This is a genomic window from bacterium (assembly GCA_029210545.1).
Classification (GTDB): Bacteria; BMS3Abin14; BMS3Abin14; order BMS3Abin14; family BMS3Abin14; genus JARGFV01.
Window position 1 is genome coordinate 1 of record JARGFV010000047.1, and the last position, 18,581, is coordinate 18,581.

Below are 18,581 nucleotides of genomic sequence, written 5' to 3' on the forward strand. Positions count from 1 at the left end.
GTAAGGAAAGGGAAAACGACGCTTTTCCCTTTCCGTGGAGCGAAAAGTCCCGGATTGGACTTTTTGCGACCCTGTCACAGTTACCTGTACACCTTCTTTCGATGGGGCACCTTTACAACCACAACGACGACCTCCTCGTCAAAGATCTGGTAGAGAATTCGATACCTTCCCTGGCGCAGGCGGTATTTATCCTGTCCTGAGAGTTTCTCACTTCCATGGGGGCGGGGGTTGTCGGCCAGGCCCTGGATTCGATAGACGATGCGGGATTGGTCCTTTTCGGGGATCGCCTCGAGCTCCTTCACCGCGGAAGGCTTGATGAAGAGCTTATATCCTGCCACGCTTTTTAAGGTCCCGTACTACTGCTTCGAAATCCAGGTTCGGCTCAGCAGCCCTGGCATCGAAGGCGGCAAGATCATCGACGTCCTCGGCAAGGCTTTCCCTGATCGCCTCGTTTACCAGCTCAGAGACCGAAATATCGGCCTGAACGGATTTAAGCTTCAGGGCTCGATGCAGTTCAGGGTCCAGATAGATCGTGGCGCGCTTGGATTTTGCATTCATGATAACATCATAACGTTATAGCGTTATGCCGTCAACCTTCATGATTGAGGTTTCCCTTCGTTCTCTCCCAGATTTAGTCTTTCTCTGCGTTCTTCGCGTCCTTGCGTTAATGCTCTTGCCGCTTTTACAGGACCCGCGCCTTCCCCCATGCTCGCTTACTCCAACGCGCCCTTCCCCTCTTCCAGAATTTCTCTCATCCATTCCACATCTTTTGCCATCCTCTCACCGTGGGTCCCCTCCCAGAAAATTTTTTCACAGGAATAACACTCTGAAAAAGTTTTTCTGGACAAGAACACGTAAGGGGGAACCCTGTTTTCAGCTCTCTGAGGTTCAATGGGTTCAAGGAGGCTGTTGCAGACGAGGCATCTCGAGAACGGCTTTATCTCACCCCTGAAAAGCGCCAGCCTTTCAGCAATGGACAGGAACTCTTCCCTGACATCGGCCCCTTTTACCAGCCACGCGTTGTCAGCCAGTTCCCCGGCCAGCCCGCTGTCCTTTGTCAGCAGGATCCTGCCCTGGGAGCGGACAAGGGATTTTCGTTCGCTGTCGGCGGCATTCCGCAGGTAAAGGGTGTCGATCCCCAGCATCCGGAGTCTCCGGGCCAGGGTGCCGAGCATGGAGTCAGCAATAAATTTTCCCAAAATCAACGGAAAATTTATTGTGGCAAATTCGCCGGGTTCAGGACCAGAACGCCCTCCGGAAGCGCAGAAGCACTCACATCCACCTCCGACGCCCCTTCCCACGTCACGTCTTTCCTGCCGGACAGGAAATTTTCTACCGGGGCGATGGGGAAATCCACACCGTCGGTTTTAAAGTGCATGGGAATCACCAGTTTCGGCTCCAGAGCGTCGATGATGGCGTCGATCTCCTCGCCGCCCACAGTAAAGAAGCCGCCCACCGGCACCAGGAGGATGTCCACCGGCATGAGGCTGTCGACAGTCCCACCATCCAGAGTGTGCCCCAGGTCACCAAGGTGGCAGACGGAAAGGCCGTCGGCCTCGATGCGGAAAATGACAACCTCTCCGCGCTCAGACCCCCTGGAAGAATCGTGAAAGGCCGGGACACCGAGGATGTTTACTCCGGAAACGGTGTTTTCGCCGGGTTTGTCCAGAACGGTAAAACTCCCGGGGACGCCAGCGGAGTAGTTGTGGTCCGGATGGCCGTGGGAAATGAGGACGACGTCCGCCTCTTCCTTTATCGGCCTGTACTTGACCGCCCCGTCGTAGGAGCCCGGCTCGTACGGGTCGGTGACGATCCTGGTCCCGTCTCCCGTGGTCAGAAGAAAGCTGGAGTGCCCCAGGTACTTGATCTTCATCCATCACCCCCTGTTATTTCGTGCGTGCGTATGGGCGTGTGTGCGTACGTGCGTCAATTTTATTGCATTGTTCCGCTATCGGTTCACGCACACACCCTTTACGCATCCACGGATTCAGCCGTTTCCTCCACAGCGCCTGTTTCCTCCTTGTGGACCTGGATGATGCTGCGGACCTCGATACCGGCCGCCTCGAGGGCTTTTTTCACCTCCGGCATCTTCGCGTCGGTCACCTTGACCATGTAGTTGGATAGGGTTGCCAATTGGTACCTCCGGTATTTCGTGCGTGCGTAAAGCGTCAATGCGCGCATGCGTTCTCCGTATAAAAGATGTGAGATCTTAAACGATCACGCTTCACGCAATTACGCACCTACGTGCGGTTATTCCGCTGTCGTTGTCGATTCCTGAGCTTCGCTCATGCTCTCGTAAGGCGGCAGGAGCACGATCTCTATGCGGCGGTTGGCCGCCTTGCCCTCGGCCGTGTCGTTGCTTTCGGCCGGCTGGTATTCGCCGTACCCGGCGCCCGACAGCTTCTCGGGAGAGATGCCCACCTCATCCTGGAGGAAATGGACCACGGCAAGGGCCCTGCTGGCTGCCAGTTCCCAGTTTGTGGGGAACTTTTCCTTCAGACGGCCGCCGATGGGGACGTCGTCAGTGTGGCCCTCGATCTGGATCCGCTTGCCCTCGATCCGGGCCAGCTGCGTGCCCACCTTCTTCATGACCTCTATACCGGAACTCTTGAGGTCGGCCTTGCCCGAATCGAAAAGGATCTTTTCCACGAGGTTGACGGACAGGCGGTCCTTCATCCTGCGGATCTCCACCTCGCCGGCCTCAATCTCTCCCTTGAGGCTGCCCACAAGTTCGTCGTAGGTGGCCTTGAGCTTCTCCAGCTCGGCCTCTTTTTGTCTTTCCAGCTCACCGAGACGGAACTCAACCGCGGCCAGGTCGGTCTTCATGCGGCGGCTCTCGGCCTCGTTGGTGGCCAGTTTCTCCCTGAGTTGGGCATTGGTCCCCTGGAGGCCCTTGTTGATCTCCATAGTCTCCTGGATGAGGGCCTTGGAGTTGATCTCCTTCTTCTCCAGGATGCTGCCGAGCCGGTCGTTGTGGGTCTTGAGTTCCTGGTTCACCGCCTGCTGGGTGGTCAGCTGGCCCGACAGGCCGTCCCGCTCGCTGCTCACCCGTGCGAGGCTCCCCGTGAGCTCATTCACCCTGGTCCCGGATGCGGCCAGATCCTCCTGGCAGCTGGACAGTTCCTCCCTCAGAGCCAGGTTTTCCCCGACCTGCATCTTGAGGTCCCTGGAACAGTTGTCGGCTTCCTCCTCTTTCAGGAGGTAATCTTTCTTGCTGACCACGCAGTTCGTCAGAAGCAGGGGTGCGGCGACAGCGATCACTAAAAATATCCTGCAGATCTTCACGATAAAATCCTCCTTCATTGCGTTCATGGGAATGGGGATACTATTCCATAATAGCGTGGCGGATTCAAGGGAGGCAGTAATCAGGAGGCAGTAATCAGTAGCCAGTAACCAGACAAAGCAAAAATACTTTGTCTGAAATCTGCCTACTGGTGTCTGTCTACTGGTATCTATCTACTGGTGTATAGCTACTGATATCTGACATCAGATTATTTTGAACGGTGCCGGGACGAAGGTGAGCACGAAGATGACCAGGGCCGCGTAACCGACCCTGACCCTTTTCCGGTCCAGGGTGATGTGGGGCAAAAGGACCGGGGGGTGGCGGACCCCGATAAACACCAGGAACAGGGCCCAGATGAGCCAGCCTTCCCAGAAGAAGACCCCCATGAAAAGCAGGGAGAAGTGGACGACCCTCGCGACGGTGATCGAATGCCGCGGAAACATGGCCGTGGAAATATGTCCTCCGTCCAGTTGTCCCACCGGCAGGAGGTTCAGGGAGGTCACGAACATCCCGATCCACCCGGCGAAGGCGACCGGGTGAAGGATGACGTCGGCGCCGGCCGGGATCTCACCCAGAATAATTCTGCCCACTGCGGCCACCAGGATGCTGTCTCCCAGGACGAGGCCTCCCTCCCCGAGCCCTCCCCCGGGCACGACCTCGGACATGGCGAACCCGAGGATGAGGGCAGGAAGGGCGAGGATAAAACCGCCGATGGGCCCCGAGGCCCCGATGTCGAGAAGCGCCCGCCGGTCCCAGATGGCTCCCTTCATGCGGATGACCGCTCCGAAGGTCCCGATGATGGACGGCGCCGGTATGAAGAACGGGAGGGTGGAGGGCACTCCGTGGGCCCTGGAGGAAAGGAAGTGGGATATCTCGTGGACCATGAGGATGGCGAGCAAGGTCACGGAGAAGGGCAGCCCCTTGAAGAACCCGAGGGGTTCGGCCATGGGGTTGATCCCGCGCTGAAGAGCCCCGGCGAAGGTGGTTGTGAGACCGGTGAGGAAAAAGAGCAGGACCGGAAGCCGTCGGCTTTCCTTCGGCGGAGTGACGTCCTTGTAAGGCAGCTCATCCCCGTTCAAAGGTCAATCCCTTTAGCAACTGTTGTCTGAGCTATTCCAGATTCCATGCAATGACAAGATCGGATGCCTCCCATTGCCCATCGCCTATTGCCTATTGCCTGCTCTTCTTCCGGCTCCCACTCGGCTTTCTCCGCACTCCGCACCACGCACTGCCTCCCACGCCCTCCGTAATGGCTCATCTCCTGGCTACTGGCTCCTTTTTTACCTCAACCCCAACATCTCGGCCAGGTCGTTGAAGCTTCCCCGGGCACCAGGCTCCAGGCTTCCGGTCCCCCGGTCCACCACATGCCCTTCCACCAGGAACGTGTCCATCCCGGCATCCGAGGCGGGCAGGTCCTGCTGGACGTCGTTGCCCACCATGAGGCAGCGGGCTGGGTCGGATCCGATCCGGCCTGCGAGTTCCTCGAAATACCTGACCTGTGGCTTGCACGAACCCATGGTTTCGAGACCGGGAATAAAATCGAACAGGTCGGGATCCACCCGGGCCCACTTCAGCCGCTCCACGATGGCAGAGGTCGGGAAGATGGGGTTGGTGGCCAGGACAAGCCTGTACCCCCTCTTCGAGGCCTCCCGCACGAACCGGTCGGCGCCGTCCCGGGGACGGGCGTGACCGTTAAGGGTGGGGAAGAGTTCCCTGTAGAACCTGTCGAACCTCCCCGCAACCTCCTCAGGCGAAACTCCTGTCAGGATGCTGAAGGCGGCGGTAAACCCTTCCTGGTTGGTCTGACCTTCCGGCCGGGGCTTTTCCATGATCTCCTCGATGCCCCGGAAAAGGCCGCCAGTGAAGGTGTCCCTGGTGAGAAGTTCCTCGAAGCATCCGTGCATGGCCTGGACCATGGGGCCCAGAAAAAAAGCGACCTCGATGTCCAGAAGGGTGCCATCGAGGTCGATCATCAGTGCTGAATATTTTTTCATTTGTTGATCCGGGAGTCTGTCAGAGAACCATACTCGGACTCCTTGATATACCTAGGAGTCTGTCGGAGAACCTCCCTGTTTTTTAACAGGGAGGGCACAGACTCCTAGGGCTGATATTTCCTGAACACCAGGCTGGCGTTGGTGCCGCCGAAACCGTAGTTGTTACTCATGGCCACGTTCACTTCGGCGTCCCTGGCCGTGTTGGGCACATAGTCCAGGTCGCATTCCGGGTCGGGGGTTTCATAGTTGATGGTGGGCGGGACACGGTCGTCGACAAGGGTCATGATGGCCGCAATAGCCTCCACTCCGCCTGCAGCCCCCAGGAGATGCCCGGTCATGGACTTGGTGGAACTCACCGGAACCTTGTAGGCGTGATCGCCAAACAGCGATTTCACAGCCTGGGTCTCGAACCGGTCGTTATACGCCGTGCTGGTGCCATGGGCGTTGATGTAGTCCACCTGGGAGGGGTTGAGACCTGCATCAGCAAGGGCGGTGCGCATGCACTGGGCCATTCCGGCTCCACCCTCCGCAGGAGAGGTGATGTGGTAAGCGTCCCCGGACATGCCGAACCCGACCAGCTCACAGATGATCTCGGCGCCTCTCGCACTGGCGCTCTGGAGCTCTTCCAGAACCAGCACTCCGGCGCCCTCGCCCATGACGAACCCGTCACGGTCCATGTCGAAGGGCCGGCTTGCTCTGGTCGGCTCTTCGTTACGGATGGACAGGGCTTTCATGGCGTTGAACCCGGCAAAGGCAAGGGGGGTGATGGTGGACTCCGTACCGCCCGCAATGGCGGCATCCGCGTCACCGTACTGGATCATGCGGAAGGCGTCTCCAATGGAGTGGGTCCCCGTCGCACACGCTGTGACGACACAGCTGTTGGGCCCTTTGGCACCGCACCGGATAGAGATGTGCCCCGAGGCCAGGTTTGCGATGGTCATGGGGATGAAGAACGGGGAGATACGCCGCGGACCGGAGTCGCGAAGCACGTCGGCGTACTTCACGATATCCGGAAGGCCTCCCAACCCGGCACCCACGACCACCGCCACCCTCTCGGCGTTGGTCTGGTCGATGACGAGGCCTGACTGCTCCAGGGCCTCATTGGACGCGAAGATCCCGTACTGGATGAAGACATCCATCTTGCGGAGCTCTTTCCTGTCGATCAGGGGATCGGGGTCGAACCCCTTGACCTCCGCGGCGATGGTGGTCGTTATCCCGGCCTCGTCGGGATCGAATTTTGTGATCCGACCCGCGCCGCTGCGACCCGCCAGCATGGACTCCCAGGTGCTTCTGACATCGAGACCAAGGGGCGTCACCGCCCCCGTGCCCGTTACCACCACACGTCGTTTCACAGCGGTGTCCTCAGCCCTGTTTCTCCGTGATGTAATTGATGGCGTCCTGAACCGTCAGGATCTTCTCGGCGTCCTCGTCCGGGATCTCCAGATCGAAAGCCTCTTCGAAAGCCATCACCAGCTCAACCACATCCAGGGAATCAGCGCCCAGGTCGTTTACAAAATGGGCAGAGTTATCGGTACCGGCGGCATCCTGATTCAGCTGCTCGGCGATGATCTCTTTTACTTTTGCTCCTACGTCCATTTTCTTTCCTCCTGATATGCAGTTTTCATTGCACGGTTCATGTTCGTTGAGTTGAGTTGAATGGAATATCACATATGCAGTTTTCGATGCACCTGGCAAGGGTACGGAAAACTGCATATCTACATATACATCCCGCCGTTGACGTGCAGCACCTGGCCCGTGATGTAGGAGGCGTCGTCGGAAAGCAGGAACCTGACCGACGCGGACACATCCTCGGGAAGCCCGAGGCGGCCGTTGGGAATCAGGGACACCAGTTCATTTCTGGCCTTTTCCGGCAAATTGTCGGTCATGGCGGTCTGGATAAAGCCCGGAGCGACCGCATTGACGTTGATGCCTCTCGCGGCGACCTCACGGGCCAGTGATTTTGTGAGCCCGATGACGCCTGCCTTGGAGGCGGAATAATTGGTCTGGCCCGCGTTCCCCATGGCACCCACCACGGACGAGATATTCACGATCCTGCCGGAACGCTGCTTCATCATGGTGCGGATCACTGCCTTGGAACAAAGGTAGGTGCCGGTGAGGTTGATGTCAATGACCGCCCTCCAGGCGTCATCACCCATACGCATCATGAGCGCGTCCCGGGTGATCCCGGCGTTGTTGACCAGATAGTCTATTCGCCCGTATTTATCCAGGGTTTTTTCGACCATGGCCTCGACGTTGTCCGCGTCGGCCACGTTGACCTGGAAGGCAAGCGCGTCGATACCCGCGGCTGCCGCCTCGGCTGCCGCTGATTCCGCCGCTTCGATATTGATATCGGCGGCGACGACATCGACGCCGATCTCAGCGAGGTCCAGGATGATGGCTCGCCCTATCCCCTGCCCGCCGCCGGTAACGATGCCCACTTTTCTGTCCGCCATCATTCACCCCCCAGGCACGCCACCGCACCGTCAATGTCCTCCGGAGATGCAAAGGAGTGTGCTGCGGCCTGTTTGTCGATCCTTTTCGCGAGTCCGGTCAGGACCTTCCCGGGCCCAACCTCTAAAAAAGATGTCACACCCCTGCCGATCATGGCCCTCACAGAATCCTCCCACAGGACCGGGGAGGTCACCTGTCTGATCAGGGAGGGCACGATCTGACCGCTTTGGGTCAGGGCTTTTGCCTGAGCGTTGTTTATCAGAACGGTCTTTGGACTGTCAATATGAATGTCTCTGAGGACCTCTTCCATTCGCCGGGCCGCCGGTTTCATGAGCGCGCAGTGGAAAGGAGCGCTGACGGGAAGCTCCACGGCACGCCGCCCCCCTCTCTCCCTGTAAAGATCCATGGCGGCAAGCACGTTGGACCTGTGACCGGCGATAACGATCTGTCCGGGCGCATTGAAGTTGGCTGCCGCTGCAACCCCGCCGGCGGCCGATGCTTCCCGGCACACTTCAAGAACATCCTCGCGATCCATACCCAGGAGAGCCGCCATGGCGCCTTCCCCTGCCGGCACCGCGGCCTGCATGGCCACGCCCCTTTCGCGCACCGCGGCCACCGCGTCTGAAAAGGAAAGGCTCCCGGCCGCGACGAGGGCCGTGTATTCCCCGAGACTGTGACCTGCCACGAAAGCAGGGGCGACGTTTGTCCTGGCTGACAGGGCCCTGAGTGCGGCAACACTGGCCGTAAGGATGGCGGGCTGGGTGTTCTCGGTCAGTTTGAGACCCTCTTCCGGGCCGTCGAAACAAAGGCCGGAAAGAGAGATCCCCAGAACATCATCCGCCTCTTCGAAAGTCCGGCGCGCCTCTTCAGACCACTGGACGAGTTCCCGGCCCATGCCGACATACTGGGATCCCTGTCCGGGAAAGACCAGTGCGTAGCTCATGAAAGACCTCTTGCGGATTTAACAGCACGGATGATCTCGGGGATAATGGTGAACAGGTCACCCACCAGCCCGTAGGTCGCAACATCGAAAATGGGGGCGTCGGCATCCTTGTTGACGGCCACGATCACATCGGACGCCTGCATTCCGGCAAGATGCTGCACGGCACCGGAGATGCCGCAGGCAATGTAAAGCCTGGGCTGGACTGTCTTGCCGGTCTGTCCCACCTGGTGGCTGTACGAAATCCACCCGGAATCTACAGCAGCCCTGGAGGCACCGACGGCGCCGTCCAGCAGGAGGGCCAGTTCTTCCATAACCTTGAACCCCTCCGGACCGCCCAATCCGCGGCCTCCGGAGACGATGATATCCGCCTCGGCCAGGTTGACCGTGTCCATGATATCTTCGACGACTTCGATCACCCTGGTCCGGATATCGATCATTGCCTCGTCAACCCCCCTGATGACGTGGACCTCACCCTTGTGGTGAGGATCACCCGGAGCCGCGGGCAGGACCTTGTGCCTGACTGTAGCCATCTGGGGACGGTGGCGGGGGCAGATGATGGTCGCCATGATGTTGCCGCCGAAGGCCGGCCGGGTCTGGAGAAGGTCCCCGGTTTCGGGGTCAATAGCGAGGGCGGTGCAATCGGCGGTGAGGCCGGTTTTGATCTTGGACGCGACCATGGGAATGAAGGAGCGGCCCATGAAGGTGGCGCCGGCAAGAACGATGGAAGGCCTGTGCTCCAGGATAAGACCGCTGAGGACAGAAGCGTAGGGTCCGTCGTTGAACTGGGCCAGGACCGGGTCGTCCACGTAAAGGACCTCGTCGGCCCCGTAATGGACCAGTTCCCTCGCGGCAGGTTCCATGTCGTGGCCGAGAAGGACTGCAGTGACCTTTTCACCCGTCGTTCCGGCCAGGTCACGGCCCGCCCCCAGCAGTTCCATGACAACAGAGGAAACCTTGCCGTTCCTTTGTTCCGCGAAGATCCAGATCCCCGAATAGGACTCCTTGTCCAGATCGGGAAGCTCAACCTCGCTCTCCTCCTGGATGATGGCCTCCACGGGGCACGCTTCGATACAGGCAAGGCATATGGTGCACTTTTCGTTGATCCAGGCGACCCCGTCCACCATCTCGATGGCTTCGTAGGGGCACGAATCAAGACACGCCTCGCAGCCGGTACACTCTTCCTTGATAACAACTACAGCCAATGAAGCTCTCCTTTGTGGCAGTCCAAGGTCCAATGTCCAAAGACCCAGGAAAAAGCGTTCTCTCCCTTTGGACTTTGGCCTTTGGGCTTTGGGCCAATGCTCAGATGATGTTCTGCTCTTTCAGCCCTTTTACAAGGTCAGCGGCCATCACGGCCGGTTCCCCGGTCCACTTGACCCCGTCCCGGGAAAGGTCGGGGGAAAAGATCTTTACGACCCTCGTGGGGGAACCGTCCAGGCCCAGACAGGGGTCCTGAACTTCCAGATCCTCCCTGGCGAAAGTCCTGATCTCGGCCTTCTTTGCCCTCATCTTCCCTTTCAGGGACGGCAGGCGGGGTTCGTTGATCTCCTTGACCACCGTCATGAGTCCGGGGAGCGGCATGGAAACGAGTTCGTACCCCTCCTCGAAGGTCCTTTCCACCACCATCTCCCCCGAATCGACGGAACGGATCTTGCGGACGAACGCTACAAAGGGGATGCCGAGCTGGTCTGCCAGTGAAGGCCCGACCTGGGCCGTGTCGCCGTCGATGGCCTGTTTGCCGCAGAGGATGAGATCCACCTGCCCCAGCCTGCTTACGGCCGCAGCCAGCGTGTAAGCCGTAGCCCACGTGTCGGAACCGGCGAATGCCCGGTCGCTGACGAGGCACGCTTCATCGACTCCGAGGGAGATCGCCTCACGAAGAGCGGACTCGGCCTGGGGCGGTCCCATGGTGAGTGCCGTGACGGTCCCGCCGTGGGCCTCCCTGAGACGGACCGCCTCCTCGATGGCGTACATGTCGAAGGGGTTGATGATGCTGTCGACGCCTTCACGCATCAAGGTGTTGGTTTCGGGATTGATCTTGACCTTCGTTGTGTCGGGGACCTGCTTGATACACACGACAATGTTCATTTTATCATTCCTGGGGTTTATGCGGTGCGCGATAAAGGGCAATCTGCTTCGTTCTCGGTCGCGTGTGATCCTCGAAGTACCCGGCAATGTACGTCTGTGGTCCCTCGCTTCCGCCGTCGCTCTATTGAGCTATGGCGGGACAAGCCCTGCGGCCTTGCATCTTACCCGTTCTCCCACACCTTAAAGTCGGTGTTCCTCTGCACTCTGCACCCTGCACTTTGCACCCTGCACTGCCAGGAAATAGTCTTACGATTTCCTGGCATACTCTTTGATCAGCGCCGCGCCAATGACGTTGCGCTGGATCTGGTTGGTGCCCTCGTAGATCTGGAGGATCTTGGCGTCACGCATCATCTTTTCCACCGGGTACTCTTTCATGTAGCCGTATCCGCCCAAGACCTGGACGGCGTTGGTGGTGACCTCCATGGCCACGTCCGCAGCGTAAAGTTTGGTCATGGCCGAGACCTTGGAAACGTCCTTGGCTCCGCTGTCGATGTACCTGGCCACTGCATAGGTCAGGGCGCGCGCCGCCTCGGTCCTTGTGGCCATGTCGGCCAGTATATGCTGAACCGCCTGGAACCCGATGATGGGCTGGTTGAACTGGTGCCGCTCACGGGCGTACTGAACGGCGACGTCCAGAGCGCCGGTGGCAACTCCAACACCCTGGGCCGCGATACCCGGCCTGGACATGTCCAGGGTTTTCATGGCCACCATGAAACCCAGCCCCTCCCGGGAAATGATGTTCTCCGCGGGGATGCGGCAATCCTCGAAAACAAGCTCCCGGGTTGCCGAACAGCGGATCCCCATCTTGTTCTCCTTCTTTCCGAAAGAAAAACCGTCCATACCTTTCTCGACGATAAAGGCGGAAGCTCCACGCGCACCACGGCTCTTGTCCGTGATGGCAATCACGGAATAGATATCCGCCTCGCCGCCGTTGGTGATCCACTGCTTGGTCCCGTTGAGGACGTAGGAATCCCCATCCCTGACGGCAGTGGTGCGGACACCGCCGGCATCGCTGCCCGCGTTGGCCTCGGTGAGACCGAAGGCGGCGAGTTTTTCGCCGGACGCGATCTGCGGGAGGTACTTTGCCTTCTGCTCTTCGCTGCCGTTGAGCAGGATGGGATAGGCGCCGAGGCCCGTGGCAGCATAACTGACCGACACTCCCAGGCACGCCCTGGACAGTTCCTCGACGGCGATGCACGTTTCGAATACTCCCAGTCCCAGGCCACCGTATTCCTCGGGGATGTTGATCGCGAACAGATCGGACTGGCCGCATACTTTCATGATGTCCCACGGGAACTCCTGGGTTTCGTCCAGTTCGGCCCTTACAGGCACCACCTTTTCTAGGGCGATCTGCCGGGCGATCTCCGAGATCGCCTGCTGCTCTTCGGTAAGGAAGTAGTCCATTTGAACCTCCGGTTTCGTGTGTGCGTAGGGCGTTCGTGCGTATGAGCGTAGATATTAACGCAATTACGCTTCACGGACATACGCTTAACGGAAGGTTATTCCGTTGCCGTTGTCGTTTCCTGAGCTTCGCTGATGCTCTCGTTGGGCGGCAGGGGCACGATCTCGATACGGCGGTATTAAGACCGGTCTCTCCCCACCCGCGAGTTTGTGCGCTCCGGGGACGAAAACAGGTTAATTCCCGGTCCTGTATCTGGCGGAATGCGTTACCAGTGCACCAGGGCAGCGCCCCACGTCAAGCCGCCCCCGAATGCCTCGAGCAGCACCTTGTTACCGGGGCTGATCCTTCCCGCGCGGACCGCCGCGTCCAGGGCCATGGGAACTGATGCCGCGGATGTGTTCCCATGCCTGTCCACCGTCACGATCACCTTCTCCATGGGAAGCTTGAGCTTTCGTGCCGTGGCCATGATGATGCGTAAATTCGCCTGGTGGGGAACAAGAAAATCGATCTCCTCTTCCGAAAGATCGTTGGCCTCCAGGACTTCATCCACGACCTCACTCAGCTTGGTCACCGCGATCTTGAACACTTCGTTACCCTGCATCTTGACCGTGTTGAGCTTCTGATCGATGGCTTCCTTGGTGATGGGTATCCTGGAGACTCCAGCGGGAGCGTAGAGGAGTTCAGCCAGGCGGCCGTCGCTGTGCAGGTGTGTCGATTCGATCCCCCTGTCACCCTCACCCGGAACCAGGACGACCGCCCCTGCCCCGTCACCGAAAAGGATACAGGTGTTACGGTCCTCCCAGTCAAGGAACCGGGTGAGAACCTCCGCCCCGATGACCAGGACACGTTTATATGTACCGGTACGGATAAACAGGTCACCGATGGTCAGGGCATAGATGAAACCGGTGCAGGCTGCTTCGAGGTCAAATGCGGCGGCTTTGACGGCACCGAGATTCTTCTGGACGAACCCGGCGGTGGAAGGGAAATAGTGGTCCGGGGTCAGGGTCGCGACGACAATAAGGTCAAGATCGGCAGGATCGACACCGGCCATGTCAAGGGCAGCCCGGGCGGCTTCGGTGGCCAGGTCGGAAGTGGCCTCCTCCGGCGCGGCCATGCGCCTTTCACTGATACCGGTCCTGGACACGATCCACTCATCGGTGGTGTCCACCATCCTGGCCAGGTCAGCGTTGGTGATGATCTTTTCCGGAAGGTAGGAACCGGTGCCGGCGATGACAGTTCTCAGGCTCATGGCGGCTGCTTTATTCTCCCTGCTCGGAGGAAGCCGGCTCCTTGGGGTCCATGTCCTGCCTCTTTTCCTTGATCTGCTCGAAAACATGTTGGACCTTGTCTCCGAAACTCTGTCTGAGTTCCACGCTGGACTCCACTTCCTCGCGCACCCTTTGGTCCACCCTGGTCTTGGCGTAATCGTAGGACATCCTGATGGCGTTCTTGATCGCCACGGGGTTGGAACGCCCGTGGGCCATGACACCAATACCGTCGAGGCCCATGAGCAGCGCTCCCCCGTACTCGGCGTAGTCGAACCTTCGTTTGAACCGTTTGAGAGCCGGCCGCATGAAAAGATACCCGAACCTCCCGAAAAGGGAGGATTTTATCTCGGTTTTGAGCCGCGTTCCAAGAGCCTGAACGACACCCTCGGCGGTTTTCAGGGCCACGTTGCCCACAAAACCGTCGCATACGACCACGTCGACACGGTCATTGAAAATATCGCCGCCCTCCACGTTGCCGAGAAAGTTAAGGTCGCTCTTTTTAAGCAGCTTGTAGGTGGTTCGGACCACCTCGTTTCCCTTGCCGGGTTCCTCGCCGATGCTGAGAAGACCGATCCTCGGTGACGGGATGCCCAGCGTGTAACGGGCAAGGGCGTGGCCCATGAAGGCAAACTGGACCAGGTTGTGGGACTTGCAGTCCACGTTGGCTCCAGCGTCCAGCATCACCACCCGACCGTCCACGGTGGGCAGGATGGATCCGATACAAGGCCTGTCCACGTGTGGCAGAGTGCCCAGAACATGAAGGCCCGCCAGCATGGCCGCTCCGCTGTTTCCGGCGGACATGGCGGCATTCGCCTCGCCGGACCGCACCAGCTCGAAGGTGCGGCGGATGGATGTGTCCTGTTTCGAGTTGAGGGCCTTGCGGGGCGATTCGTCCATGCGAACCACTTCATTGGCGTGTTTGATGATGAGCCTGGAAGCCTGCCGGGGATGTTTGGCCACAAGGGGTTCTACCACCTCACGGTCCCCGACCAGGATCACGGTACAATCCAGTTCATCAACGGCCAGGGCCGCTCCCTCGATGACAGCTTGGGGGGCGTAATCCCCCCCCATTGCGTCAACTGCGATCTTCATAATGGCTGATCAAGGGGCCCTTCAGACCTCTTCGATCTCCAGGACCTTGCGACCCTTGTAGTAACCGCAGTGGGGGCAAACCCGGTGTGGAGTCTTGGACTCGCCGCACTTGGTGCAGGTGCTGACAGCGGGGCTGGGCAGCGCATCATGGGCTCTGCGCTGCCTCGTCCGTGCTTTGGCCATTTTCTGTTTTGGGACTGGCATTTTCCTCTCCTTACCTCTTTTTTTTCTCCATCCGTTCCTTCAGCTCCTGCAGGGCCGTAAAACGCGGATCGACTATCCGGGGCCGGCACCGGCATTCACCGCCGGCGGCGCCGCAATCAGGACAGAGCCCACCGCAATCCGCCCGGCACAAGGGCTTCATGGGTAAAGCCAGAGAAATCTGTTCCGCGATGAGATGGTATATGTCCAGCGCATCCCCGCGGAAATGTTCAACGTTCAGGTCGTCAGGCCCCAGTTCCATCTCCTGAGCCGTATTTTCGAGATCCGTGATCGACCTGAGTACGAGGTCCACCGGTTCATCAACCCTGTAGACGATATCGGAAAGGCAGCGGGCACACGCCATCGACACCTCCCCGCTGACCGAACCTTTGACCAGGACCTGGCTTCCTGTTTTCCCTATTTGAAAGGAACCGGTAACCGGACCCTTGATATCAAACTCCCGGAGCGCCGGATCATCAGGATCCAGGTTGACCTCGATCTCGATCCCCTCCGGGAGGATATCCTCAAGGTGCAGCAGCATCCCCACCCTCCGAAGTCAAGAAGGAATAAATACCGGATGAGTAATGGTTTGTCAACGAGGCTGCGCCTCCCCGCAGAATCGCGAGATAGTGGTAATAGATCGCGATTTTGCGGCTACACATGATTCCTCAAAATGATCTCAAGGGGGTTAGGATGAAAGTAGATCTGGCCCTCGAGGTACGGTTGGCCATGCTTGCGAATGTGATGTCTTATCAGTGTCAGGGGGACGACCAGGGGAACGAGTTCCTTCCGGTACTGGTGAATGGCCGTGAGTAGCTCCTCCTTCTCGTTGCCGTCCAGGACTTTCTTGAAATACCCCATGGCGTGCATCAGGACATCGGTGTTCTTTTTCCTGGTAGCCTTGAGTTTGAGGGCTTCTACCAGAAGCCCGCCATATTCCCGATACAAACCTTCAGGCTGCATGGATCTTTCACCCGCTACCAGGCGGCCCATTGCGGCGTAATGTTTCCGGCTGTGGGACAGGAGCAGCAGTTTGTGTTCCGTGTGGAACCGGACAAGGTTCCCCACCCGCTTTTTCCCTCTGGCCAGGGCTCTCCAGCGCCCGAGGGTAAAAACGGCCTCGATGAAATTTTCCCGGAAAACCGGGTCGTGGAGCCTGCCCTCGTCCTCCACGGGAACCATGGGAAAGCTCTCCATGAAAACCCTGGCGAAGATTCCGACTCCCTTGTTCACCGGCTGCCCCTTGTCGTTGGTGACCTTGACCCTTTCCATGCCGCTGCTGGGGGACCTGCTCTTGAATATGAACCCGGAGAGGTTTTCCGACTGGAGTTCCCCGACCTTTCTCTTTGACCACTTGACCATGCGGTCGGTGAGGTCGATCCCGGTCCTGGTGGTCACCAGCCTCGGGTTTCCCGGGTCTCCGACCAGATGCATGGACTCCCGGGGAACGCCGAGGCCGCACTCGAACTCGGGACAGACAGGCACGTATTCCACGGACTGTCCGAGGGTATCCCGAAGGAAACGGTCCAGCTTGTGCCCCCCGTCGTAACGGACGTTCTCGCCTAAAAGACACGAGCTGATCCCGATCCGGAGCCCTCCGGGCTCCGGATCAACAAACCCTTTGCGGAAGGAAATTCCCTTTAGATCCATGGGCTCAATTGTGATGGACTCGAAAAAAGTCCATCAACGCGCCCCGCGCGGGGCGCCCAAATCATTGTTAACAGCTGGCGATTGCGAGGGGAAGAACATTTGCCCTGGGCCACAGGTCTCTGCGGGGAACTCTACCCGAAATCAAAAAAAATATCCTGTGCGGATTTCGGGTGATTGCACGACCCGCCATAATCCGGTAATCTCTCCGTCATGAAAAAAATCAAGGCAGCATCCACAGCACTGGCCCTGATCCTGGTCCCCACTCTTTTCTCACCGGTCCCTGCCGCCATCGGCGACTCTTTCGACATCCTGGAAAGACGGGAGACGGTCCTTTCGGGAGCAGCCGTCGACCTGGCCGTTTCCGGTGACGGTCAGTGGACCTTCGTCCTCACAGACGGCGGTGAAGTGGCCATCTACGACAGATCAGGCAAGCTTCAGCAAACCCTTAAGGTCGGCAGCGGCTTTAACCGCATCGTGTACGACCAGGCCGGGAACCGGCTGCTCCTGGGAGGTTCCGGACGGCAGGAGCTTCGTGTCATCACCCTGGCCATGCGCTACGGGATCGACGACAGCGGTTCCCCGGTCAAGGGAGCTGCCGGCGCGCCGGTGACGGTGGCAGTTTTCGACGACTTCCAGTGACCTTACTGTGCGGGGCTCGTCCCCCTGCTCGAGCAGGTGCTCGAAAAGTATCCGGGAAAAGTCAGGCTCCTTTTCAAGAACTTCCCTTTGCGCAACCACAACATGGCCCGTCCCGCGGCAATGGCGGCTCTCTCGGCCGGCAACCAGGGCCGCTTCTGGGAGTACCACGACAAGGTTTTTGAAAATTACCGCACCATTTCCGAACAGATGCTCGTGGAGACGGCACGGGAGATCGGGCTCGACATGGATCGCTTCGAGAAAGACAGGAAGGACATCAAAACCAGCAACCTTATCAACCGTGACCTTCAGGAAGGCAGCCGGATAGGTGTCCGCGGAACACCCACAATTTTCATAAACGGCAGACGTCTGGGCGAAAGATCCCTGGCAGCGTTTTCGGCCGCCATCGAAGATGAGTTGAGACCCATTTCATCCCCCTGAACCGCTTATTTCCCGACTATTGAGGATAACCATCATGAACTGCAACCGTTTCTTGCTCTTCGCCCCTTTAGCCCTGTTCATCCTGGCCCTGACACTCATTCCGTCCGGAGCGGCCGCTTTCGGGAACGAGGGCTGCGGTGAAAGAGCCTGCTCTGACTGTCACTCCATCAACATTGATGATACGAGCGAGCTCCTCAAGGATATCGTGAGCCAGGTCCACGCTGCCGATTTCGCCGAGGTGCCCGGCCTGTTCGTCGTCGACATCACGGACAAAAAGGGCAACCGGGGCATCATCTACATGGATTTCTCCAGATCGTATATCCTCTTCGGGAATCTGGTCGTCATGGGGATCGCCGACGGCAGGAACGTGAGCCGGAAGGAGATGATGAAGCTCAGGAAGGTGGATCTTACCACCGTCTCCCTGGCAGACTCCGTGGTGCTCGGCAAAAGGGACGCCTCAAAAAAGGTGATCCTGTTCACTGACCCCAAGTGCCCCTATTGTGAGAAGCTGCATCCGGAACTGAAAAAAGTCGTCGAGGCCGATCCGGACATCGTTTTCTTTATCAAGATGATGCCCCTGGTCAAGATCCACCCGGAATCGTACGACATCTCAAGGGCGATCCTGTGCGAGGGGGACATAACCCTCCTGGAAGACAGTTTCGCGAAAAAACCGGTCCCTCCGCCAACGTGCGAGTCCGACGCGGTGGACAGGTCTCTCAAACTGGCCCAGAGCCTGGGCATCAGCTCCACACCGACAATGATCCTCCCCGATGGGCGGATCTCGCCAGGGTACCTGCCTGCCGAGGAGCTGTTGAAGCTGATAAATGGGGAATAATTTACAGTGCAGAGTGCAGTGTTCAGAGTGCAGAGATAAAACCTCTGTCAATCACTTTTTTCCTTGCCTTTGCACCTTGCACTTTGCACTGCCTCATGTGCCTGATCCTCTTCGCTCACCGATGCGACCCCCGCTACCCCCTCGTGGTGGCGGCCAGCCGTGATGAGTTCTACGACCGCCCCACCCGCCCCGCCGGGTTCTGGAAAGATGATGGACTCGCAAAAAGTCCATCAACGCGCCCCGCGCGGGGCGCCCAAATCAATGACTCACCGCGCCTGGGAGAGGCGCCCGGATCGA

The 18,581-nt window shown here is 58.8% G+C and carries 22 protein-coding genes and 2 pseudogenes; 4 read left to right on the forward strand and 20 right to left on the reverse strand.

The window, feature by feature from the left end:
* Positions 1–80 precede the first annotated feature (80 nt).
* From P1S46_06690 to P1S46_06785, 20 genes and pseudogenes are all read right to left on the reverse strand, one after another.
* Positions 81–338: a type II toxin-antitoxin system RelE/ParE family toxin gene (locus P1S46_06690; protein MDF1536174.1), complete on the reverse strand. Its 258-nt coding sequence runs from the start codon at positions 336–338 to the stop codon at positions 81–83.
* On the reverse strand, positions 325–558 hold the full coding sequence (locus P1S46_06695) for a CopG family transcriptional regulator (GenBank protein ID MDF1536175.1): 234 nt from the start codon (positions 556–558) through the stop codon (positions 325–327). The genes P1S46_06690 and P1S46_06695 overlap by 14 nt, the downstream gene beginning before the upstream one ends.
* A 155-nt stretch (positions 559–713) precedes the next feature.
* Complete coding sequence (locus P1S46_06700; GenBank protein ID MDF1536176.1) at positions 714–1,301, reverse strand: Mut7-C RNAse domain-containing protein; 588 nt, start codon at positions 1,299–1,301, stop codon at positions 714–716.
* The gene (locus P1S46_06705; protein ID MDF1536177.1) at positions 1,214–1,873 is read right to left on the reverse strand and encodes an MBL fold metallo-hydrolase; all 660 of its coding nucleotides are present in this window, start codon (positions 1,871–1,873) and stop codon (positions 1,214–1,216) included. Before P1S46_06705 ends, P1S46_06700 begins: the two co-directional genes overlap by 88 nt.
* 98 nt (positions 1,874–1,971) lie before the next feature.
* Positions 1,972–2,133 (reverse strand): hypothetical protein, encoded by a 162-nt coding sequence (locus P1S46_06710; protein MDF1536178.1) that lies wholly within the window; start codon positions 2,131–2,133, stop codon positions 1,972–1,974.
* 117 nt (positions 2,134–2,250) lie between these two features.
* Positions 2,251–3,285 (reverse strand): OmpA family protein, encoded by a 1,035-nt coding sequence (locus P1S46_06715; protein MDF1536179.1) that lies wholly within the window; start codon positions 3,283–3,285, stop codon positions 2,251–2,253.
* Between the two features lie 201 nt (positions 3,286–3,486).
* Positions 3,487–4,362: a site-2 protease family protein gene (locus tag P1S46_06720; GenBank protein MDF1536180.1), complete on the reverse strand. Its 876-nt coding sequence runs from the start codon at positions 4,360–4,362 to the stop codon at positions 3,487–3,489.
* 201 nt (positions 4,363–4,563) lie between these two features.
* Positions 4,564–5,277 carry an HAD family hydrolase gene (locus P1S46_06725; GenBank protein MDF1536181.1) on the reverse strand — a complete coding sequence of 238 codons (714 nt, stop codon included), beginning with the start codon at positions 5,275–5,277 and terminating at the stop codon, positions 4,564–4,566.
* Positions 5,278–5,381: 104 nt separating this feature from the next.
* Complete coding sequence (fabF, locus tag P1S46_06730) at positions 5,382–6,629, reverse strand: beta-ketoacyl-ACP synthase II (protein MDF1536182.1); 1,248 nt, start codon at positions 6,627–6,629, stop codon at positions 5,382–5,384.
* Positions 6,630–6,639: 10 nt separating this feature from the next.
* Complete coding sequence (acpP, locus tag P1S46_06735) at positions 6,640–6,873, reverse strand: acyl carrier protein (protein MDF1536183.1); 234 nt, start codon at positions 6,871–6,873, stop codon at positions 6,640–6,642.
* Positions 6,874–6,992: 119 nt separating this feature from the next.
* Complete coding sequence (fabG, locus tag P1S46_06740) at positions 6,993–7,730, reverse strand: 3-oxoacyl-[acyl-carrier-protein] reductase (GenBank protein MDF1536184.1); 738 nt, start codon at positions 7,728–7,730, stop codon at positions 6,993–6,995.
* A complete protein-coding gene (fabD, locus tag P1S46_06745; protein ID MDF1536185.1) occupies positions 7,730–8,671 on the reverse strand; it encodes an ACP S-malonyltransferase in 942 nt (313 codons plus the stop codon). Before fabD ends, fabG begins: the two co-directional genes overlap by 1 nt.
* The gene (locus tag P1S46_06750; protein MDF1536186.1) at positions 8,668–9,873 is read right to left on the reverse strand and encodes an FAD-binding protein; all 1,206 of its coding nucleotides are present in this window, start codon (positions 9,871–9,873) and stop codon (positions 8,668–8,670) included. Before P1S46_06750 ends, fabD begins: the two co-directional genes overlap by 4 nt.
* Positions 9,874–9,973: 100 nt before the next feature.
* On the reverse strand, positions 9,974–10,759 hold the full coding sequence (locus tag P1S46_06755; GenBank protein ID MDF1536187.1) for an electron transfer flavoprotein subunit beta/FixA family protein: 786 nt from the start codon (positions 10,757–10,759) through the stop codon (positions 9,974–9,976).
* A 246-nt stretch (positions 10,760–11,005) separates the two neighbouring features.
* Positions 11,006–12,163 carry an acyl-CoA dehydrogenase family protein gene (locus P1S46_06760; protein MDF1536188.1) on the reverse strand — a complete coding sequence of 386 codons (1,158 nt, stop codon included), beginning with the start codon at positions 12,161–12,163 and terminating at the stop codon, positions 11,006–11,008.
* A gap of 263 nt (positions 12,164–12,426) precedes the next feature.
* The gene (locus P1S46_06765; protein MDF1536189.1) at positions 12,427–13,410 is read right to left on the reverse strand and encodes a ketoacyl-ACP synthase III; all 984 of its coding nucleotides are present in this window, start codon (positions 13,408–13,410) and stop codon (positions 12,427–12,429) included.
* 127 nt (positions 13,411–13,537) lie between these two features.
* A pseudogene (plsX, locus tag P1S46_06770) lies at positions 13,538–14,521 on the reverse strand (phosphate acyltransferase PlsX).
* A 21-nt stretch (positions 14,522–14,542) separates the two neighbouring features.
* A complete protein-coding gene (gene rpmF / locus P1S46_06775; protein MDF1536190.1) occupies positions 14,543–14,725 on the reverse strand; it encodes a 50S ribosomal protein L32 in 183 nt (60 codons plus the stop codon).
* Between the two features lie 10 nt (positions 14,726–14,735).
* Positions 14,736–15,263: a YceD family protein gene (locus P1S46_06780; GenBank protein ID MDF1536191.1), complete on the reverse strand. Its 528-nt coding sequence runs from the start codon at positions 15,261–15,263 to the stop codon at positions 14,736–14,738.
* A gap of 113 nt (positions 15,264–15,376) precedes the next feature.
* Entirely contained in the window at positions 15,377–16,372 is a 996-nt protein-coding gene (locus P1S46_06785) for a DUF523 and DUF1722 domain-containing protein (protein MDF1536192.1), read from the reverse strand.
* Positions 16,373–16,582: 210 nt separating this feature from the next.
* Between P1S46_06785 and P1S46_06790 the strand changes: the two genes are divergently transcribed.
* The 4 genes and pseudogenes from P1S46_06790 to P1S46_06805 form a co-directional block, all read left to right on the forward strand.
* Positions 16,583–17,011, forward strand: coding sequence for a hypothetical protein (locus P1S46_06790; protein ID MDF1536193.1), 429 nt, complete (start codon positions 16,583–16,585; stop codon positions 17,009–17,011).
* Positions 17,012–17,026: 15 nt separating this feature from the next.
* Positions 17,027–17,449 (forward strand): annotated as a pseudogene (locus tag P1S46_06795) (thioredoxin domain-containing protein).
* A gap of 34 nt (positions 17,450–17,483) precedes the next feature.
* Positions 17,484–18,284: a DsbC family protein gene (locus P1S46_06800; GenBank protein MDF1536194.1), complete on the forward strand. Its 801-nt coding sequence runs from the start codon at positions 17,484–17,486 to the stop codon at positions 18,282–18,284.
* A gap of 95 nt (positions 18,285–18,379) precedes the next feature.
* Positions 18,380–18,581 (forward strand): NRDE family protein (locus P1S46_06805; GenBank protein MDF1536195.1); only part of this gene is annotated, 202 nt, incomplete at its 3' end.

What these genes read in the sequence shown, in the direction of transcription:
- P1S46_06695 (MDF1536175.1), bottom strand. Translation starts at nt 558, where the DNA reads ATGAATGCAAAATCCAAGCGCGCCACGATCTATCTGGACCCTGAACTG.
- P1S46_06800 (MDF1536194.1), top strand. Translation starts at nt 17,484, where the DNA reads ATGAACTGCAACCGTTTCTTGCTCTTCGCCCCTTTAGCCCTGTTCATC.
- P1S46_06790 (MDF1536193.1), top strand. Translation starts at nt 16,583, where the DNA reads ATGAAAAAAATCAAGGCAGCATCCACAGCACTGGCCCTGATCCTGGTC.
- P1S46_06765 (MDF1536189.1), bottom strand. Translation starts at nt 13,410, where the DNA reads ATGAGCCTGAGAACTGTCATCGCCGGCACCGGTTCCTACCTTCCGGAA.
- P1S46_06780 (MDF1536191.1), bottom strand. Translation starts at nt 15,263, where the DNA reads ATGCTGCTGCACCTTGAGGATATCCTCCCGGAGGGGATCGAGATCGAG.
- acpP (MDF1536183.1), bottom strand. Translation starts at nt 6,873, where the DNA reads ATGGACGTAGGAGCAAAAGTAAAAGAGATCATCGCCGAGCAGCTGAAT.
- fabD (MDF1536185.1), bottom strand. Translation starts at nt 8,671, where the DNA reads ATGAGCTACGCACTGGTCTTTCCCGGACAGGGATCCCAGTATGTCGGC.
- P1S46_06760 (MDF1536188.1), bottom strand. Translation starts at nt 12,163, where the DNA reads ATGGACTACTTCCTTACCGAAGAGCAGCAGGCGATCTCGGAGATCGCC.
- P1S46_06725 (MDF1536181.1), bottom strand. Translation starts at nt 5,277, where the DNA reads ATGAAAAAATATTCAGCACTGATGATCGACCTCGATGGCACCCTTCTG.
- P1S46_06785 (MDF1536192.1), bottom strand. Translation starts at nt 16,372, where the DNA reads ATGGATCTAAAGGGAATTTCCTTCCGCAAAGGGTTTGTTGATCCGGAG.
- rpmF (MDF1536190.1), bottom strand. Translation starts at nt 14,725, where the DNA reads ATGCCAGTCCCAAAACAGAAAATGGCCAAAGCACGGACGAGGCAGCGC.
- P1S46_06755 (MDF1536187.1), bottom strand. Translation starts at nt 10,759, where the DNA reads ATGAACATTGTCGTGTGTATCAAGCAGGTCCCCGACACAACGAAGGTC.
- P1S46_06705 (MDF1536177.1), bottom strand. Translation starts at nt 1,873, where the DNA reads ATGAAGATCAAGTACCTGGGGCACTCCAGCTTTCTTCTGACCACGGGA.
- fabG (MDF1536184.1), bottom strand. Translation starts at nt 7,730, where the DNA reads ATGGCGGACAGAAAAGTGGGCATCGTTACCGGCGGCGGGCAGGGGATA.